Source organism: Marinobacter sp. G11 (genome assembly GCF_021282325.1).
Taxonomy (GTDB): Bacteria; Pseudomonadota; Gammaproteobacteria; order Pseudomonadales; family Oleiphilaceae; genus Marinobacter; species Marinobacter vinifirmus.
Genome location: NZ_JAJSPB010000005.1, coordinates 20,202 through 36,724, shown reverse-complemented (window position 1 = coordinate 36,724; position 16,523 = coordinate 20,202). Strand labels below are relative to the sequence as shown.

The window sequence follows — 16,523 nt, the reverse complement described above, 5'->3', positions numbered from 1 at the left end:
GAGTCAGTCTTCGGCAGCAGCCCGGGTTACCTGCTCGATGATCACAGAGCGAACGGGCACATCGGCCATGCCACGAACGCGGGCCGTTTTAACACCGGCAATGGCGTCCACCACATCCATGCCTTCTGTTACTTTACCAAATACCGCATATCCGGCACCGTTGGCGCCCTTGTTCAGGTAGGGGTTGTCGACCAGGTTGATGAAGAACTGGGAGGTGGCGGAATCCGGTGCGCTGGTGCGGGCCATGGCGATGGTGCCACGCTCGTTAGGCAGCTCGGCGGAGGCCTCGTTAACAATGGCCTCTTCGGTAGACTTGCGGGACATGTCTTCAGTAAATCCGCCGCCCTGAATCATGAAGTCGGCGATTACGCGGTGGAAAATCGTGCCGTTGTAGAAGCCTTTATCGACATAGCCCAGGAAGTTTTCGACGGTTTTCGGGGCGACATCCGGGCGCAGCTCCAGGGAAAAATCACCGTGAGAGGTTTCAAACCGCACTTCCGGACGCTCGTTTACAGGCTCTTCGGCCTGCACCGGAGCGGCAGCCATCAGGGGCAGTGCGAGGGCAAACAGGACGGGCTTCACATTAAACAGGCTTTTTACGGTATTTGTCATTTCAACAGTACTCGCGGTTTCAGGAATGGATCGCTTGGCTGACATAATGTCTGAAATCGTAACCTGTGCACAATTCTAACAGATACTTAACCATTGAATGCCCACGATGGTAGACAGTTGAATAAGCTGGGTTATCCTTCAAATGTGTAGATTTGAAAGTCATGTTGCCGATTCGGGTTGTACGGTAATCACTTTGAATACAGGAGAAGTCTGGTGAGATTCCGTTTATTAACGCAGGCTGGTGCGGTGGCGTCTGCCTTCGCCGTCTTTACCGGTTCCGCGCCAATGGCCTTGGCTTCCGAGCAGCAAAACTGGAGCTACACACCGGCGTTTCTGCCGGTATCAGAAGCCGGTATGTCTGCGGTTTCCGCTCATGGCAGTGTGCGTTTGCAGGAGTTGCTGCGAGCGGGTGGTGGCACCCAGCCGGCCCACCTTGAGAGCCCGGATTATGTCACCCGTGTGAATGCGCCATCCGGTGAGGTTAGCGGAGACAGCCTTGCGGACTTGGGCACTGCCGGTGCAGATGTGGCCAATGTCCTTGAAGACCTGCTGGCGTCGCTGCCCGATTTGCTGGACATGGACTTCAAGATTGTCGGCATTAAATACCGGCCGGGCGAAGAGGTCGTCACGCTGGGCAGCGATGGCGCAATCCATGTTGCCTTCCCGGAAACCGTGGACCTGGTCGCCATCGAAAATCTTAACGTAGGCGGCGGAGACGGCCCGCCACTAGGCGATATCAACCTCTATGATCTAAGCTTTCACCGGGATTCCAGAATCCGCATCCAGGGAGAGTAATGCTCTGCCGGGTGCGGTTCGTTCGTGCCGGGCCGGGTTGTACGGTTGCAACTGTACCAGCGGGAGCGTTTGCCAGTGAAAGTACACAAAGGGTTTGAGGAAAAGTCCCGGCTTGGCCGGTTGCTGATCAACCGGGGTTATATCTCGGAAGGCCAGCTGGAAGCCGGCCTGAAAATCCAGCATGACACCGGCCAACGCCTGGGTGAGGTGCTGGTAGAAGCCGGTTGGCTTACCGAGCGGGAACTGCACCGCGTTCTCAAACACCAGGCCCGTTACCGCAACGCCGCCGCACTGGTGGCCATGGTCACCGTCCCTTTCCAGCCATTGGTCACCTTCGCCTCAGGTAACTCCAATGCCGCCCTGGCTCCGGTGGTGGCGGGTGAGATGTATGGCGGCTTTGCGCCTATGACTGAAGAGGAAATGGCCAGCATAACTGCGGGGAGCGGGATTGGGCTTCTGGAGCGTATTGAGACCGTCGCTGATCCGGAAACCGCCCGGGATCCGGTTAACACCCTGAAACTGGCCTCCCACATATTCTCTCCGGTGTTGAGCTTCGTCGATTCGGACCTCAGTATTTCCGGCGTCCATTACCGGGAAGGCGAACCCCAATACCGTATTCGCGATGACGGTGCACTTCAGTTGCTGCTGCCGGAGCGCATCGAGGAAGTTCGTCTCGACAATATTCGTGTCACCAACAGTCAGACACCGCCTATTGGCAATATCAGCATTCAGGATATCCGTTTCCATCCGGATTCCCGGATGACGATTCACCTGCATTAGCCGTCATTGCGGCTTTGAGCCTTGCTTGCCAGCCTGTCATTTAGTGATAGAGTGCCGTTTTCGCATTTCTGACGGGACAGTTTCATGCCTTTGAATGTATGGGTGCTGGTAGCGGCTCAGGCGCTGGCCATGTGCACGGCTCCTTTTATCGTATTTATCGGAAGTATTCAGGGGCGGCTGCTGGCGCCGGCACCGGAACTGGCCACCTTGCCGGTAGGGCTGGTGGTGGTGGGCACAGTTCTGGCTATCAAGCCGGCTACCTGGCTGATGGAGCGGGTAGGGCGCAAGCAGGTGATGTTGCTGGGCACGCTGGCCGGCATGATCGCTGGCGGACTGGGTATGTTTGCCTCCTGGCAATCGGACTTTGTCACCATGTGCCTTGCCGCCGTTATCGGTGGCTCCGGGTTGGCTGTGGTGCATCAATACCGGTTTGCGGCCATGGAATCGGTAGCTTCGGACATGGCGGGTACAGCGGCCGCCAGGGTATTGCTTGGTGGCCTGGTAGCTGCCTGGCTCGGGCCGGAAGTTGCCGGACTGGGTAGTGGTACCGGCGAACGTTTTCCATTTCTTCTGAGCTGGGCCGGACTGGCGGTGGTGCAAGCCATGGCTCTGGTTGTGGTGGCGGTCGGTTATCGGCCTTCCGGGGAGCGCGTGGCCGAGACTGTCGTGGGTGGTGGTCGCCCCATGCGTGAGATTCTCGGCAATCCCCTGGTCTGGACTGCCATCAGTGGCGCAGCCATTGGTTATGCGGTAATGAGCTTTATCATGACTGCAACGCCCCTGAGTATGACGGAAATGGCCGGGCACGATTTTGACGACGCCAAGCGGGTAATCCAGCTGCACATCATGGCCATGTACCTGCCGTCTCTTATCTCCGGATGGCTGATCCGGGTGGTGGGCATCCCCTTGATGATGACTGTCGGCTTGCTGGCCTATCTGGGGTGTATTCTGTTGGCCGCGGCAGGCATCAGCTTCCACCATTATTTATGGGCCCTGATCCTGCTCGGGGTGGGCTGGAACTTCCTGTTTGTTGGCGGCACCACCCTGTTGCCTCAGGGCTACCGGGATTCAGAGCGATTCCGGGTACAGGGCCTCAATGACATCATGGTATTCAGCGCCCAGGCCACGGCGGCGCTGAGTGCCGGAGCCGTGCTGACAGCCCTGGGCTGGGCTTCGCTGTTAATGGTTGCCGTGCCGCTGCTGGTACTGCACGCTTTGTTGATGGCAGCCTGGCTGCTCAGGCGCCAGCCGGCAGGGGCAGGTGGCCGGCCTTCACCCAGATAACGGTTTCCTGGTCTACGAACGGGTGATGCTGGCTCAGGTGCGGGCTGCGCATCCAGGTGCCTTCCGGGTAACGGCCGTGTTCATCGCAGAACTCGCCGGACAGCACCAGGATTTCCTCGCCACCGAAGTGCCGGTGGGGCTGGAAGGCCTCATTGGCCGGCCATTTCACCAGGGCCACATGCTCATGCTCGAAATCGTGCAGGGGCATTACCTGCAGCCCGCCAATGCCCGGCAACCATTCAGCCTGATTGGTATCGACACGAACGGTTGCGGTGTCCTTCGGATCAAACTGGTGCAGCTTCACCAACAGGGTGCAACCTTCTTCGCTGAAGGGCGCGTGGCCAGTGCCGGGCGGGTTCCGGAGGTAGGTGCCGGCCGGGTAATGGCCGGTCTCGTCGGAGAATACGCCCTCCAATACCAGGATTTCCTCGCCCAGTGGGTGCTCATGCCGCTTGAAGGAAGAACCGGGTTTGTAGTGAACTATGCTGGTGGCATGGCCCCGTTCGGCCTCTTCCCGTGCCAGCGGCTTGCGCTCCACGCCCGCCGCCGGGCTGGGTTGCCATTCCTGTTCGCGGGTATGAACAACCACTCGCTGGGAGAAATCCATATTCAGCATGAAAAACCTCGAATAAGTGCTATTTGATCAGTGCCTGAACGTCCCGGAACCTCGGATGGCGGCAGTCTACCATCCACTCGAACGCTACCATCTCTGTGGTAACAATCCGGGCGCCACTCTGGTGCAGGCGGTCCAGCGCTACGTCCCGGTCGAAATCATTCCGGGAACCGGTTGCATCCGCCACCACCCAGACCTTGTAACCGGCATCCAGAAGGCTCAGGGCCGTTTGCAGCATACATACGTGGGTTTCGCAGCCTCCGATGACAATATGCTGGCGGCCCTCCGGCAGGGCATCAATCAGCCCGTCCGGGCAGGCATCGAAATGGTACTTGCTGACGGTGTGGTGGCAAAGCTCCCGAACGCTTTCCACGTTCGGCCCCAGCTTGTCCGGAACCTGCTCCGTGGCGATGACCGGCACCTCCAGCAAGCCCGCAATTGTCGCCAGCAGGGTGCAGCGGTCAACCACCTCCATTCCCTGGCTGATTGCAGGCATCAGTCTGGCCTGTACATCGACAAGAAGCAGGGTGGACTGTTCGGCTTTCATTAACATAAAGAGGCTCCGAAGATTGTGGGTGTTTGATGACAAGGATAGCCAATTTAGTCGCCGGAAATCCGACAACACGAATTTTCAGGATTTTTTTAAAGGAATCGCTTCATTGCGGTTGCCAAACGCCAGCAAAACTATTAAAGTTTGCGCCCTCAAATGAGCGACAACGTAGCTGATTTGAAACAGTTTATTGGAGAGGTGGCCGAGTGGCTGAAGGCGCACGCCTGGAAAGTGTGTATACGTTAATAGCGTATCGAGGGTTCGAATCCCTCCCTCTCCGCCAATAAAAGAACCCCGGCAGAAATGCCGGGGTTTTTTATTGGGCTGAATAATCTCTGCAGCCGTAAGCATTAACCGCTACGCCACACCAAACGCCCCCACAAAACTGACATCAGTCAAATCGCCACCTCCCTGAACTTCCTAACTTGTTCTCCATGCCACGGAAATGAAATATCTTCCAAAACCGGAGAATCAGAATGAAAAAACACCAACTTGCATTGTTCATCGCTGCTGCCGGCCTGGCCTCTACACCGGCCTTTGCCCAGAAGGCAGAAGTCTCTGATCTGGACGTGGATTTCTACGGCCACATCAACATGGCGGTTATGCACGCCGATACTGGCGAAGGCTCCGAGCAGTACATCGTGGACAACGACTATGCCTCCAGCCGTGTAGGTGCTCGCATCAGCACTGACCTGAAAGACATCGATCTGAAGGTGGGTGCGCACGTTGAATTTGAATATCAGCACAATCCTTCAAATCTGGTCACGCCCGATGACCGTTCCATCAAGGGTAACTGGGACGAGCGGCACATTAACCTGTTCGCTGCAGGGCGTTACGGCAAGATCTCTGTAGGGCGGGGTTCAGGTGCGGCCGACGGGGCAACTGAATCTGATCTGTCTGGCACCAAGGTAGCCTCCTTCCCGGATCTGGCGTTGGTAGGTGGTGCACAGAAGTTTATCGATAAGAATGACAGCGGCTGGAACCCGACTCTGTTCCAGTCTGTGCGTAACCAGGACTTTGAGGCCCGTTATGACCGGGTACGCTACGACGCACCTGCCTTTGGCCCGGTCAAACTGGCAGTAAGTCAGGGCTATAAGGATGACCAGGATATTACTGAAGTTGCTGCCACCTATAACACCGCGATTGACGGCCTGGGCCGCTTGTCAGCAGCTGTTGGTTACTCCACAAAAGATGTTGGGGGAGCAGCAGGGGATGTTGAGAACATTGGCGGTTCAGTTTCCTGGTTGCACGACACCGGTGTGAACATGACGGCCGTATATTCCAATGTCGAGAACGATGCCGGTCGCGATTCTGATTTCAATATGTTCAAAGTGGGCTACAAGACCGGCAAACATTCCTTCACAGTACACCGTGCTGAGGGCCAGGATTTTGATCCCAAGCTCGAGAGAACAGAAACTGTTGCAGGTGAAGAGGTAACGGTTAAGTACAATGTTACCGGCTCCGACGTAGAAATCTACGGCGTCGCCTACGTCTACCAGCCCATCAAGCGCCTGGACGTATACTTCGCCTACAACAACTTCGCGCTGGATGCTGACAACGGCGACTATGACGATGTAAACATCGCCATGATCGGCAGCCGCCTGAAGTTCTGATCGCCTGAAACCTCAGTCCGCCGGGCAGGGCATTACGCCAGCCCGGTGGACTGCAGTATGAAGACCCCCACCGTTACCGTTACGCTGGCCAGTAAGGTGGTCAGTGCAATGATATTGGCCGCCATGCGGTCGTTCCCGCCCAAAGCCTTCACCATGACAAAACTCGCCGCTGCCGTCGGGCTGGCGAAGAACAGGAACATCAGGCCCAGTTCCCGGCCTTCAAATCCCGCCAGCCAGGCCGCCAGTGTGCACAGGGCCGGCAAACTCACCATTTTCCACACCGAGGCTCCCAGCGCCGGGCCGCTGTCCGTTCTGATGGCTTTCAGGGAAACGGTGGCACCAATGCAGAGCAGGGCTAATGGCAGGGTAAGAGAGGCAAAGTAATTGCCGCTGGTCATCACCCATTGTGGAAGGCTGACCTCCCAGGCGGCGAAGGGAATGGCGATAACCACGGCAATAATCAGCGGATTGCGAGCCACGTCTTTAACGGTATTCGAGAAGCTCATGCTTTTACCCGGCTGATACGCCAGCAATACCACGACAGAAAGCACGTTGTAGGAAATAATCACCAGCCCCAGCAATATGCCGCCGGCAGACAAGCCGTAATCGCCATAAAGGTTGGCCGCCAAGGCCAGGCCGACAATCCCGCAATTACCCCGGAACGCACCTTGCACATAGACGCCCCTGTCATCTTTGCTCACTCGCCGGATTGCCCAGAACCAGACAGCGCCGAAGCTGGCCAGTGTTGCCGCCAGGTAGAACAGCAGCAGTTTGACGTTGAATGCCGTCGTCAGATCTGCCCGGATGATGCTGAGGAACACCAGGGTTGGCAGCGTGGCCTTGAACACCAAGGCGGAAGAGGTGCTGACAAAGTTCTTGGTCTATCCAGCCAATCCGGCGCAGGCCGATGCCGATAAAGACCATGGCAAAAACCGGCAGGGTGGTTTCAAGGGTGTGGGCGAAGGTTGCTAACAGGCCGCTCAAGGGACAACGTACTCCTCTGGAACAAACAACAAAAAAGGCCTCCGCTGGGGAGGCCTTGTGTCGGCATTATAACCGGTCTTTCAGTCGAAGTTCCTTGAGCGGATGGTATCAGGCTTCAGGAAAGGCTTTTCGCCGGTATTGTCGTGGTCAGCCAGCACCTTGCCGTCGTGCTCGCGAACCTGGCCGTACATGGAGTGCTTGTGGAAGGTAGGCCCGAATTGCTCCAGGGTTTCTTTCACGTCGCCGGTGTAGCGCGGGTCTTGCGGGCGCTCCTGGCTGTCCATGTAGAAGGCGATGTCCCAGGCTTCCTGGTCACTCAGGGAGTTGGGCTGGCCCAGAGGCATGTTGTTCTTGATAAAGCCGGCTGCGGTGAACAGGCGCACAATGCCTGCACCCCAGTTGTTGGACATATCGCCCCAGGGTGCCGGGAATACGGTGTGGCCATCTACGCGCAGGCCAGAGCCATCTTCCTGGTGGCAAACGGCACAGTTTTCCTGGTACAGCTTTTCACCGTTAGCGTAGCTGAGTTCCGCCGGGCGCTCTGGTGCCGGGAAGCCGCGGCCGTAAATGGGCTGCTTCGGGTACATTTCCACGCCGGTGGCCAGCCATTGATGGTAGGCAGACAGTGCCAGCATGTTGTCACTGCCGTATTCCAGCGGCTTGCCATTCATGGAGTAAGTAAAACAACCGGCAATACGTTCTTCCAGGTTGTTTACATGGCCATTCTTGCCCCGGTAACCGGGCAGGGTAACGGCTGCTGGCCAGATCGGCGCGCTGAACGGCATACGGCCTTCACCCAGGTGGCAGCTGGAGCAGTTCATGTTGTTGAACACGTTCTCGCCACGCAGTTGCTGGGTGTTGGTGAACAGGTCGTAGCCCTTGCGGATGACCTTTTTCAGTTCCGGATGGATGTCCGCTTCTTCCAGGTCTGCCATGGTAGGCGGAATGTGAACCAGCTGGTTTTCTTTCGGGGCCGGAAAGCCCATAGAGGTCAACTGATCGATGTAAGCCTGGGTAGTGTCTTCATTGGCCGCCAGGTTTGCCGAGAACGCAAAGGTTCCAGACAGGGCGACAGTAAGCAGTTTGCGCATCATGATAGGTGTCCCCTTATTTGCTGCCGGCGCTCTGGTTGGCAAGCCATACGGCTACCGCGTGAATGTCTTCATCGCTCATGCGTCGGGCGATGGAGCCCATCAGATCCTGCGGATCGTTCTTGCGGGTGCCTTCTTTCCAGGCTTTCAGCTGGGCTTCGATATAACCGGCATGCTGGCCGGCAATACCCGGGAATACATCGCCGGCACCGCGGTTGCCAGGGCCGTGGCAGCTTTTGCAGGAAACAATGTACTGGGACCAGTCGCCGCGTTCGGCCAGCTGCTGACCGCGCTTCAGCGTGGCCTCATCGGCGTTTGCGCCACCCTGGCCAGCCGTGGGTTCCAGTTGGCTGTAATAGGCAGCAACATCGGCAATTTTCTGGTCGTCCAGCATGTTCACGAACGGGGTCATGGTCGCGTTTACCCGAGCGCCTTTCTTGATGTCGTGAATCTGCTTGGCGAAGTAAGTGGCATTCAGACCGGCCAGCCTTGGCCAGGATTCTCCACCTTCAATGTGCATGCCGCTGCCGTCTGCCTGGTGGCAGGCAATACACAGGTTGGCAACTTCTTTGCCACGTTCAGCATCACCTTCGGTTGCAGCCAGCGCAAAGCCCGCATAGGCAGCGAGCCCGAATGCAGCCAGCGTAATCGGAATTTTTCTCACGGTCGGTAGCCTCTCTATTCTTATATATGTGCACTTAGTACTAAAAGTTATTTCGATATAGCTTGCACAAGGCGCGCAATTCTCGCTTGACGAAGGTCAACAATGCAAGCGGACTTATCCGAAAGGCTAATACGAGGATGCATGCGTCGGGAATTTCGTTTACTGTCTGAGATGCAAACCGGAAGTCAGCAAACATCTTTATAACGAAAAGCAGGGACACCTATGGCGACCGTCAACCCTTCTCAGGAAGAGCTTAGGAAAGTTTTGCAAGAGACGCCAAAAGATCAGCCGGTAGTAATGCTGAATCTGCTTCGGTTTCGTGACCAGGCGGCCTACAAAGACGACACAGAAAACTGCTCGGGGCGGGATGCCTACAAGCGGTATATGGACGAAGCGGCAGAATGTGTGCGCTCGGTTGGCGCAGAGGTAATCTGGTCCGGCCGCAGCGTGGGTTCGCTGATTGCGCCGCCCGACGAATCCTGGGACCAGGTATTGCTGGTACGTTATCCCTCCATCAACGCCTTCCTGGCGATGATCGAAAGCCCTGAGTACAAAGGTGTGGTAAAGCACCGTACCGCCGCGCTGGAAGACTCCAGGCTGGTAGCCAATGTTGAAGGCTCGCCCTGATCAGACCAGCCAGCCGGATTGCTGGATCGCCATATAGGCAACCGTACCCACCGCAATAGAGAGCAGGGCATTACGCCGCCACAGGTGTACAGCTACCACCAGCAATCCCGGCAGGATGGCGTCCAGCCCCGGCAGGCTTGCGCTCCAGTTCGCGGAACGCTGCAGGAATACGATGGCCAGCAGGGCCATAACCGCAGCCGGCAGAAACCGGCCAATATGCTGCAGCAACGGGTGTTCTGTGTGGCGTTCAAAAAACAGGAAGGGCACCACCCGGGTGGCAAAGGTTGCCGCCGCTGAAATGGCAATGAACGCTGCCAGGTAATAAGTGTCAGTCATGGCTGGCCTCCGCTGCCGGCAGACGGTTCCTGAGCTGGCGATACTGGATCAGGAGAATGCCGGTGACAATTGCGATCGCCAGGATCAGCTGATGAGACGGCCCGACCAGCACCATTGAGATCCCGGCGGCAAAGGCACCGGCCCAGAGCGGGAAGCTGTCGCCCAGTGCTTTGATCTGTTCAATCGTCAATACAATAAACAGCGCGACCAGCGCGAATTCAATACCGGTGCTGTCGAACGCCACCATCTCTCCCAGCAGTGCGCCAATTCCGCAACCGGCAATCCAGTAAGCCTGGTTGAACGCGGTAATGCGGAAGTCCACTTCCTGCTCGTGGTGTTTGTCTGAGGACAGCGGACGACTGGTAAGCAGGGAATACGTCTCGTCTGTCAGGCCGAAAATCAGATAGCCTTTACGCCAGCCAGCACCCCGGAACCGACCCAGCAGGGACAACCCGTAAAACAGGTGCCGGGCGTTCAGCACAAACATGGCAACTGCCACCTCAAGCAGCCCTGCGTTGGCGGCCAGCAGGCTGACAGCAAGGATCTGCCCGGAACCGGCATAGATCACCAGGCCCATGAGCGGCGCGACCCACCAGGCATAGTCCAGCTGGGTGGTGAACAGCACCCCGAAGGCCATACCCAGTGGAATGTAGCCGAACAGAATCGGCAGTGTCAGGCGAAAGACGTTCTGGTTCATTAGCATCCAAACGTTACGAAAGCGGCGATGATAGTCAAAGCGCACAGGGTTTTGAAGAGCGCAAAAACCGAAAACCCCGTACCATACGCCACAGACTGGAGGATTTATGACCGACGATACCGCTTATGTGCCCGATGAAGATCCGCGTCAGGAAAAGTTCGTAGTAGACGCAGACCTGCTTACCCAGGACCAGCTGGAAGGGCTGGCGGAAGAATATTGCACCCGTTACCACGGCCTGAACGATACCGAGAACCCGCTGGCGGAACGAAGCCGGGTACTTGCTGCCGTAAAACGGGGAGAGCTGGTCGTGTGGTTTGACCCGGTGGAAAACACCGCGGGCCTGGGCGTTCCCGCCTGATTTCCATCGTTTTCAGGCCCCTACCTACCCGATGGGCGGTGTAAACGGTACAATCACCGTGATTTTTCGTCTACCTGACTGCGAGGTGAGCTTTGATCAGGGTACTGGTTGTAGATGACCACGAGCTGGTGCGCTCCGGTATAACCCGCATGTTAGCCGACAATCCCGATCTCGACGTGATTGGCCAGGCTTCATCCGGAGAGGACGCCATCGAGTTTGTGCGAGAGAACCGACCGGATATCGTTCTGATGGACATTCGCATGCCAGGAATCGGTGGCCTGGAAGCCACCCGTCGTATCCTGCGCCTGGACGACTCTATTCGAGTGATTGTGGTAACCGCCTGTGCGGATGATCCTTACCCCTCCCGAGTGATGCAAAGTGGCGCCCAGGCGTACATCACCAAGGGCGCGGACATCCAGGAAATGGTGCGTGCCATTCGCAAGGCCCATTCCGGACAGCGTTACATCAGCCCTGAAATTGCCCAGAAGATGGCGCTGAAGCAGCTGGCGGGTGAAAAGGACGACGATGGCGAACTGGCAAAGTTCGATCGTTTGTCTGAACGGGAAATGCAGATTGCCATGATGGTGGTGGATTGCCAGAAGGTTCAGGATATCTCCGATAAACTCTGCCTCAGCCCCAAAACCGTGAACAGCTACCGCTACCGGATTTTCGAGAAGCTGGAGATTTCCAGTGATGTAGAGCTGGCGCTGATGGCCGTACGGCTTGGATTGCTGGATGCCGACAAGGTCTGACCCCCAGCAAGGATCCGGGGAGTTCGACAGTAAAGACTTCCTGAAACAGCTTACTGAACGCCCCGGCGTGTATCGTATGTACGATGGCGCCGGGAATATTCTGTACGTGGGAAAAGCCCGCAACCTGAAAAAGCGGGTGAGCAGTTATTTCCGCAAGACCGGCCTGGCCCCGAAAACCGAAGCACTGGTGGGCAAGATCGAGTCCATCGAGGTGACGATTACCGGCAGCGAAACCGAAGCCTTGCTGCTGGAACAAAACCTGATCAAGTCGCTGCGGCCGCCGTACAATATCCTGCTGCGGGATGACAAATCCTACCCCTATATCTACCTGTCGTCTCACAGCGACTATCCCTCGCTGACCTTCCGCCGTGGCCGCACCAAAAAGGGCGGCGGTACCTGGTTCGGGCCGTTTCCAAGCTCCGGTGCGGTCAAGGAAAGCCTTAATATCCTGCAGAAGGTTTTCCGTATAAGGTCTTGTAGTGAAAGCTATTTCAGGAACCGTAACCGGCCTTGCCTGCAGTATCAGATTAACCGGTGCACGGCCCCTTGTGTGGGTTACGTAACACCGGAGGAGTACCAGCAGGATATCCGCCATGCCACCATGTTCCTGGAAGGCAAGAACCCGGCCATCATCCACGATCTGATGAATGCGATGGAGCAGGCGGCCAGGAACCTGGAGTTTGAGAAAGCGGCCACCTACCGGGACCAGGTCAACCATCTTCGCCATGTTCAGGAGCAGCAATCCATTGAAGGCGAGGGCGGCGATGCAGATGTGATCGCCATTACCCAGGATGCCGGCGTGGTGTGCATTGTGGTGATCATCGTTCGTGGTGGCCGGGTGCTGGGTACCAAGGACTACTTCCCGAGGTTTTCACTCGAGCAGTCTGAAGGGGAACTGCTTTCGGCGTTTTTGGGCCAGTACTACTTTGGCGGTGATACCCGCCGGGAAATTCCCCGGGACATCCTCGTGCCGGTGGCCGTGGAAGGGCAGGAACTGCTGGCAGAGGCCCTCAGTGAGGCCGCCAACCGGGAAACCCGAATTCGGGGCAATGTGCGGGGCGAACGCAAGCGCTGGCTGGAACTGGCCATGACCAACGCCCGGCAAACATTGCTTACCCACCTGGCCAGCAAGGAAACCGTGTATCGCCGTTTGCTGGCGCTGCGGGACCTGCTGGAGCTGGCTGAAACCCCGTCCCGAATGGAATGTTTCGACATCAGCCACAGCCATGGGGAAAATACCGTCGCATCCTGTGTGGTTTTCGACGAGAATGGGCCACTGAAAAGCGATTACCGGCTATATAACATTGAAGGCGTAAAGGCCGGTGACGACTATGCCGCCATGCGCCAGGTGTTGACCCGCCGCTACCGCCGGCTGGTGAGTGGCGACGGCAAGCGGCCAGACCTCGTTTTCATCGACGGTGGTAAAGGCCAGTTGAACATTGCCCGGGAAGTCTTTGAAGAGCTTGGGATTTCCGATATCCCACTGATTGGCGTAGCCAAGGGTGTCACCCGCCGCGCCGGCATGGAGCAGTTGATCGACGCCATGACAGACGCGGTATTCCGGGTACCGGCCGATTCTCCGGCGCTGCACCTGATCCAGCATATCCGGGACGAATCCCACCGGTTTGCTATTACCGGCCACCGGGCGCGCCGGGACAAGAAACGCCGGCAATCCACCCTGGAAGGCATCGAAGGGGTAGGGCCGAAGCGCCGCCGGGAGCTGATCCGCTACTTCGGCGGCATACAGGAATTACGTAAAGCCAGTGTGGATGAGATGGCCAAGGTTCAGGGCATCAGCAAGTCACTGGCAGAATCCATATACGCAGCATTGCACGACGAATAGGAACACCATGAATTTACCGAACCTGCTGACCATGTCCCGCATCGTGATGATCCCGGTGTTTGTGGTGATTTTCTACCTGCCGGTGCAGTGGAGTTACCTGGTCAGCGCCATCATCTTTGCCCTGGCCGGTGTGACCGACTGGCTGGACGGCTACCTGGCTCGCAAACTGAACCAGAGTACGCCTTTCGGTGCGTTTCTGGACCCGGTGGCGGACAAACTGATGGTGGCCGTGGCGCTGGCGGTGCTGATTGAAGAATACTCAGCGGTGCTGCTGACAATTCCGGCCACGGTGATTATTGGCCGGGAAATTGTGATTTCCGCCTTGCGGGAATGGATGGCAGAGGTGGGTAGCCGCGCCAGTGTGGCGGTGTCGTACATCGGCAAGGTCAAGACCACCGCCCAGATGGCGGCCATTGTCGGTTTGCTGGCGTTTCCTCCCGGTCAAATGCTGTCGTACGTTGCGATCGGCCTGCTTTACATCGCAGCCGGGCTCACACTCTGGTCTATGTTCCTGTACCTGAAAGCGGCCTGGCCGGATTTGTTCCCTTCAAAATAACAGGCTCAGGCGTCTGCCAGGCAATCCCGGCTCCATCGGGTTATGTCTGTCGAGAGCGCGGATGCTGCGACAGAGAAGGCAGACATCAGGTCGTCCAGCGTTGCGCTGGCAGCCAGTGCCTCCTCGCGCTGATCCAATACGCACAGGCTTTTCCGGGAGCGGTTTTCCATCAGTTCTGTGTGCAGGTGTATGACCACTGTGGTGCCGTCTGCGCGGGTCTCGGCGTGAAAGCCGGTCAGTTCGGTGACCAGTGTTAACCCTGCCGTAGCCGGACTGGTGTCAGTCATCACGCTGGTAAAGCTGCCACTCTGGCGGAATTCCTGAATCAGGTAATCCCTCAAAACCACGGGAATGCTGTCGCGCCAGCGGGCGCCGGCCAGTGCCTGGAACTCGTAGGGTGTGGGCTTTACCAGAACCCGGGTACTGTCCAGCGGATCGGATGCCAGCGGAGTGTCCACCCGGAGCGCAGCAGACCGGGGCGTATCGAACACTTCCCGTTCAGCAGGGGGTGCCAGTTCCATCAGGCGCGGTGCTTCAGGAATCGGGAACACGGTGCAGGCAGACAGGGCAAGGGCCCCGGCCAGCGCGAAAATGCCTCTGCTTGGCTTAGTCATTGCTGTACTCCTGGATTCTGCCGCCGCCCCAGATGGTGCCTCTCGGGTCTTGCTCAAGCCTGCGGGTAAACGAGTTCAGGTTGCGGAGGGTGCTGCGCAGCTCCCGTAAGGCCGGTGTCAGTTCGCCCAGGCCCTGAAGCCCGGAGTCCAGTGCGCCTTCGTTATTACCGGTCACACGATTCAGCCGGTCCAGGGTGGGCTGCAGGGTCGAGATGGCCTTATCCATAGACTCCAGTACCGGCGTAATCTGCTCGCCCAGTACCATGCGCGCATGGTCAGAGGTGGCGGATACCTTGACGGCAGCTTCTTCTGCCCGTATCGCTGCCGCATCGAACTGCTCCATCAGGGCCATCATGTCATCCCGGCTTGCCAGCAGCGACTCGGTTGCTAACCGGGTGTTGTGCAGAATGGTGGCTACGTTGCCCAGGTTTTCCTCGTTCAATAGCTGGTTCATGCTGGTCAGCAGGCGTTCGGCCTTCGACAACATGGCTTCGCCGTTATTGAGCAGGTTGGAAAACGCAGAGGGCTCGGCACTGATCAGCGGTGGATTCTCCCGGCCGCCTTCAAGCACCGGACTGTCCGGGCTGCCGCCGGTAAACTGCACGCTCATGCTGCCGGTGATATTGGCCAGCACCAGTTCGGCACGGGTGTTTTCACGCACGGGAATATCACTTCGAACCCGTACCAGCACACGAACATGGGCCGGGTTGTCGGGTGCCAGAGTCAATTCCAGCACGTCACCCACCGGCACACCGCTGTAAAGCACCGCATTACCCTTGGACAGGCCCCCTACCGGGTGGTCGAAACCGATCTGGTAATAACTCCACTCCTGGTCTGCCGAGGACTTGCCCAGCCACAGGGCGAACAGCAAGGCGGCGGTAACGGCCAGCAGCGTAAATAATCCGATAATAACGTGATGGGCTTTTGGCTCCATTAACCGGGCTCCTGTTCGGTCAGCCTGTTGTGTGCATCAATCGCGGCCCGCCCGCGGGGGCCGTGGAAGTAGTCCTGAATCCAGCTGTCATCCGTACGGGACACGTTATCCAGGGTATCTGCCACCAGCACCTTGCGCTGGGACAACACCGCCACCCGGTCGCAGGTGGTGTACAGGGTATCCAGGTCGTGGGTAACCAGGAATACCGTTAACCCCAGGGCATTGCGCAGGGTGACAATCAGTTCGTCAAACGCGGCAGCGCCGATCGGGTCCAGCCCCGCTGTGGGCTCGTCCAGAAACAATATTTCAGGGTCCAGGGCCAGCGCCCGGGCCAGCGCTGCACGTTTCACCATGCCGCCGGATAACTCCGCCGGGTATTTGCGGGCCGCCTCGGGCTGCAAGCCGGTCAGGGCCAGCTTCATGCGGGCCAGTTCTTCCGCTTCGGCCCGCTTCAGCCCCGCGTGCTCGATCAGGGGCAGGGCAATATTCTGTTCCAGATTCAGGGAGGTAAATAGAGCTCCGCCCTGAAACAGCACACCAAACCGCTGCTCATAAAGCGAACGTTCCGGTGCTGACAGCTCTGTTAGATCCTGCCCGAATACCGTGATGTGGCCCGCCGTAGGCGTGTTCAACCCGACAATGCTGCGAAGCAGCACGGATTTTCCTGTGCCGGATCCACCAACCACGCCGAGGATTTCACCGGGGTAGAGGTCCAGGTCCAGGTCTTCATGCACAGAATGGCTGCCAAATCGATTGTTCAGGCCCCGAACCTGAATGATCGGCGTTTGGTGCGTGTGGTTATCCCGCGTGCCCATGGCCA

19 protein-coding genes, 1 tRNA gene and 1 pseudogene are annotated in these 16,523 nt (G+C 57.8%); 10 read left to right on the top strand and 11 right to left on the bottom strand.

The genetic code is table 11. From position 1 onward, the window contains the following. Positions 1-3 precede the first annotated feature (3 nt). Positions 4-612, bottom strand: coding sequence for a peptidylprolyl isomerase (locus tag LWH94_RS04795; protein ID WP_232901429.1), 609 nt, complete (start codon positions 610-612; stop codon positions 4-6). Between the two features lie 213 nt (positions 613-825). Between LWH94_RS04795 and LWH94_RS04790 the strand changes: the two genes are divergently transcribed. The 3 genes from LWH94_RS04790 to LWH94_RS04780 all read left to right on the top strand — a co-directional run bounded on the left by LWH94_RS04790 (position 826) and on the right by LWH94_RS04780 (position 3,471). Next, the gene (locus tag LWH94_RS04790) at positions 826-1,407 is read left to right on the top strand and encodes a hypothetical protein (RefSeq protein WP_152521771.1); all 582 of its coding nucleotides are present in this window, start codon (positions 826-828) and stop codon (positions 1,405-1,407) included. Between the two features lie 75 nt (positions 1,408-1,482). Continuing rightward, positions 1,483-2,187: a pilus assembly protein PilB gene (locus LWH94_RS04785; protein WP_232901428.1), complete on the top strand. Its 705-nt coding sequence runs from the start codon at positions 1,483-1,485 to the stop codon at positions 2,185-2,187. Positions 2,188-2,271: 84 nt separating this feature from the next. Continuing rightward, positions 2,272-3,471, top strand: a complete 1,200-nt coding sequence (locus tag LWH94_RS04780) for an MFS transporter (protein ID WP_232901427.1) — start codon at positions 2,272-2,274, stop codon at positions 3,469-3,471. On the opposite strand, the gene LWH94_RS04775 is transcribed toward LWH94_RS04780, so the two are convergent. Together LWH94_RS04775 and LWH94_RS04770 are read right to left on the bottom strand one after the other, a co-directional pair. Continuing rightward, positions 3,425-4,087, bottom strand: a complete 663-nt coding sequence (locus tag LWH94_RS04775) for a cupin domain-containing protein (protein WP_232901426.1) — start codon at positions 4,085-4,087, stop codon at positions 3,425-3,427. The genes LWH94_RS04780 and LWH94_RS04775 overlap by 47 nt on opposite strands. Positions 4,088-4,106: 19 nt before the next feature. Continuing rightward, on the bottom strand, positions 4,107-4,637 hold the full coding sequence (locus LWH94_RS04770; RefSeq protein WP_022989254.1) for an isochorismatase family protein: 531 nt from the start codon (positions 4,635-4,637) through the stop codon (positions 4,107-4,109). 189 nt (positions 4,638-4,826) lie between these two features. On the opposite strand from LWH94_RS04770, the gene LWH94_RS04765 reads away from it, so the two are divergent. Beyond that, positions 4,827-4,917: transfer RNA gene (locus tag LWH94_RS04765), tRNA-Ser, on the top strand. Positions 4,918-5,110: 193 nt separating this feature from the next. Further along, the gene (locus LWH94_RS04760) at positions 5,111-6,247 is read left to right on the top strand and encodes a porin (RefSeq protein WP_232901425.1); all 1,137 of its coding nucleotides are present in this window, start codon (positions 5,111-5,113) and stop codon (positions 6,245-6,247) included. Positions 6,248-6,279: 32 nt separating this feature from the next. Here the strand turns inward: LWH94_RS04760 and LWH94_RS04755 are convergent. The 3 genes and pseudogenes from LWH94_RS04755 to LWH94_RS04745 form a co-directional block, all read right to left on the bottom strand. Continuing rightward, positions 6,280-7,222, bottom strand: a pseudogene (locus tag LWH94_RS04755) (AEC family transporter). Positions 7,223-7,311: 89 nt separating this feature from the next. Next, positions 7,312-8,325, bottom strand: coding sequence for a c-type cytochrome (locus LWH94_RS04750; RefSeq protein ID WP_232901424.1), 1,014 nt, complete (start codon positions 8,323-8,325; stop codon positions 7,312-7,314). A gap of 13 nt (positions 8,326-8,338) precedes the next feature. Further along, the gene (locus LWH94_RS04745) at positions 8,339-8,986 is read right to left on the bottom strand and encodes a c-type cytochrome (protein WP_232901423.1); all 648 of its coding nucleotides are present in this window, start codon (positions 8,984-8,986) and stop codon (positions 8,339-8,341) included. A gap of 222 nt (positions 8,987-9,208) precedes the next feature. Between LWH94_RS04745 and LWH94_RS04740 the strand changes: the two genes are divergently transcribed. After that, positions 9,209-9,613: a DUF1330 domain-containing protein gene (locus LWH94_RS04740; protein ID WP_199457357.1), complete on the top strand. Its 405-nt coding sequence runs from the start codon at positions 9,209-9,211 to the stop codon at positions 9,611-9,613. On the opposite strand, the gene LWH94_RS04735 is transcribed toward LWH94_RS04740, so the two are convergent. Continuing rightward, complete coding sequence (locus LWH94_RS04735) at positions 9,614-9,949, bottom strand: branched-chain amino acid transporter permease (RefSeq protein ID WP_232901422.1); 336 nt, start codon at positions 9,947-9,949, stop codon at positions 9,614-9,616. It abuts the gene before it with no gap. Continuing rightward, on the bottom strand, positions 9,942-10,646 hold the full coding sequence (locus LWH94_RS04730) for an AzlC family ABC transporter permease (protein WP_232901421.1): 705 nt from the start codon (positions 10,644-10,646) through the stop codon (positions 9,942-9,944). Before LWH94_RS04730 ends, LWH94_RS04735 begins: the two co-directional genes overlap by 8 nt. Positions 10,647-10,752: 106 nt before the next feature. Here LWH94_RS04730 and LWH94_RS04725 point away from each other — a divergent pair, with 106 nt between their 5' ends. The 4 genes from LWH94_RS04725 to pgsA all read left to right on the top strand — a co-directional run bounded on the left by LWH94_RS04725 (position 10,753) and on the right by pgsA (position 14,155). Further along, on the top strand, positions 10,753-11,004 hold the full coding sequence (locus LWH94_RS04725) for a hypothetical protein (protein ID WP_232901420.1): 252 nt from the start codon (positions 10,753-10,755) through the stop codon (positions 11,002-11,004). 92 nt (positions 11,005-11,096) lie between these two features. After that, positions 11,097-11,756, top strand: a complete 660-nt coding sequence (gene uvrY, locus LWH94_RS04720) for a UvrY/SirA/GacA family response regulator transcription factor (RefSeq protein ID WP_094625088.1) — start codon at positions 11,097-11,099, stop codon at positions 11,754-11,756. After that, entirely contained in the window at positions 11,740-13,599 is a 1,860-nt protein-coding gene (uvrC, locus tag LWH94_RS04715; RefSeq protein ID WP_232901419.1) for an excinuclease ABC subunit UvrC, read from the top strand. Before uvrY ends, uvrC begins: the two co-directional genes overlap by 17 nt. Before the next feature lie 7 nt (positions 13,600-13,606). Then, positions 13,607-14,155 (top strand): CDP-diacylglycerol--glycerol-3-phosphate 3-phosphatidyltransferase, encoded by a 549-nt coding sequence (gene pgsA / locus LWH94_RS04710; RefSeq protein WP_022988958.1) that lies wholly within the window; start codon positions 13,607-13,609, stop codon positions 14,153-14,155. 5 nt (positions 14,156-14,160) lie between these two features. Here pgsA and LWH94_RS04705 read toward each other — a convergent pair whose 3' ends face one another. From LWH94_RS04705 to LWH94_RS04695, 3 genes are read right to left on the bottom strand one after another with little or no spacing between them, the layout of a single operon-like run. Beyond that, positions 14,161-14,769 (bottom strand): ABC-type transport auxiliary lipoprotein family protein, encoded by a 609-nt coding sequence (locus LWH94_RS04705; protein ID WP_232901418.1) that lies wholly within the window; start codon positions 14,767-14,769, stop codon positions 14,161-14,163. After that, on the bottom strand, positions 14,762-15,703 hold the full coding sequence (locus tag LWH94_RS04700; protein ID WP_232901417.1) for an MlaD family protein: 942 nt from the start codon (positions 15,701-15,703) through the stop codon (positions 14,762-14,764). The genes LWH94_RS04705 and LWH94_RS04700 overlap by 8 nt, the downstream gene beginning before the upstream one ends. After that, a complete protein-coding gene (locus tag LWH94_RS04695; protein WP_232901416.1) occupies positions 15,703-16,518 on the bottom strand; it encodes an ABC transporter ATP-binding protein in 816 nt (271 codons plus the stop codon). The genes LWH94_RS04700 and LWH94_RS04695 overlap by 1 nt, the downstream gene beginning before the upstream one ends. Positions 16,519-16,523: the final 5 nt, after the last annotated feature.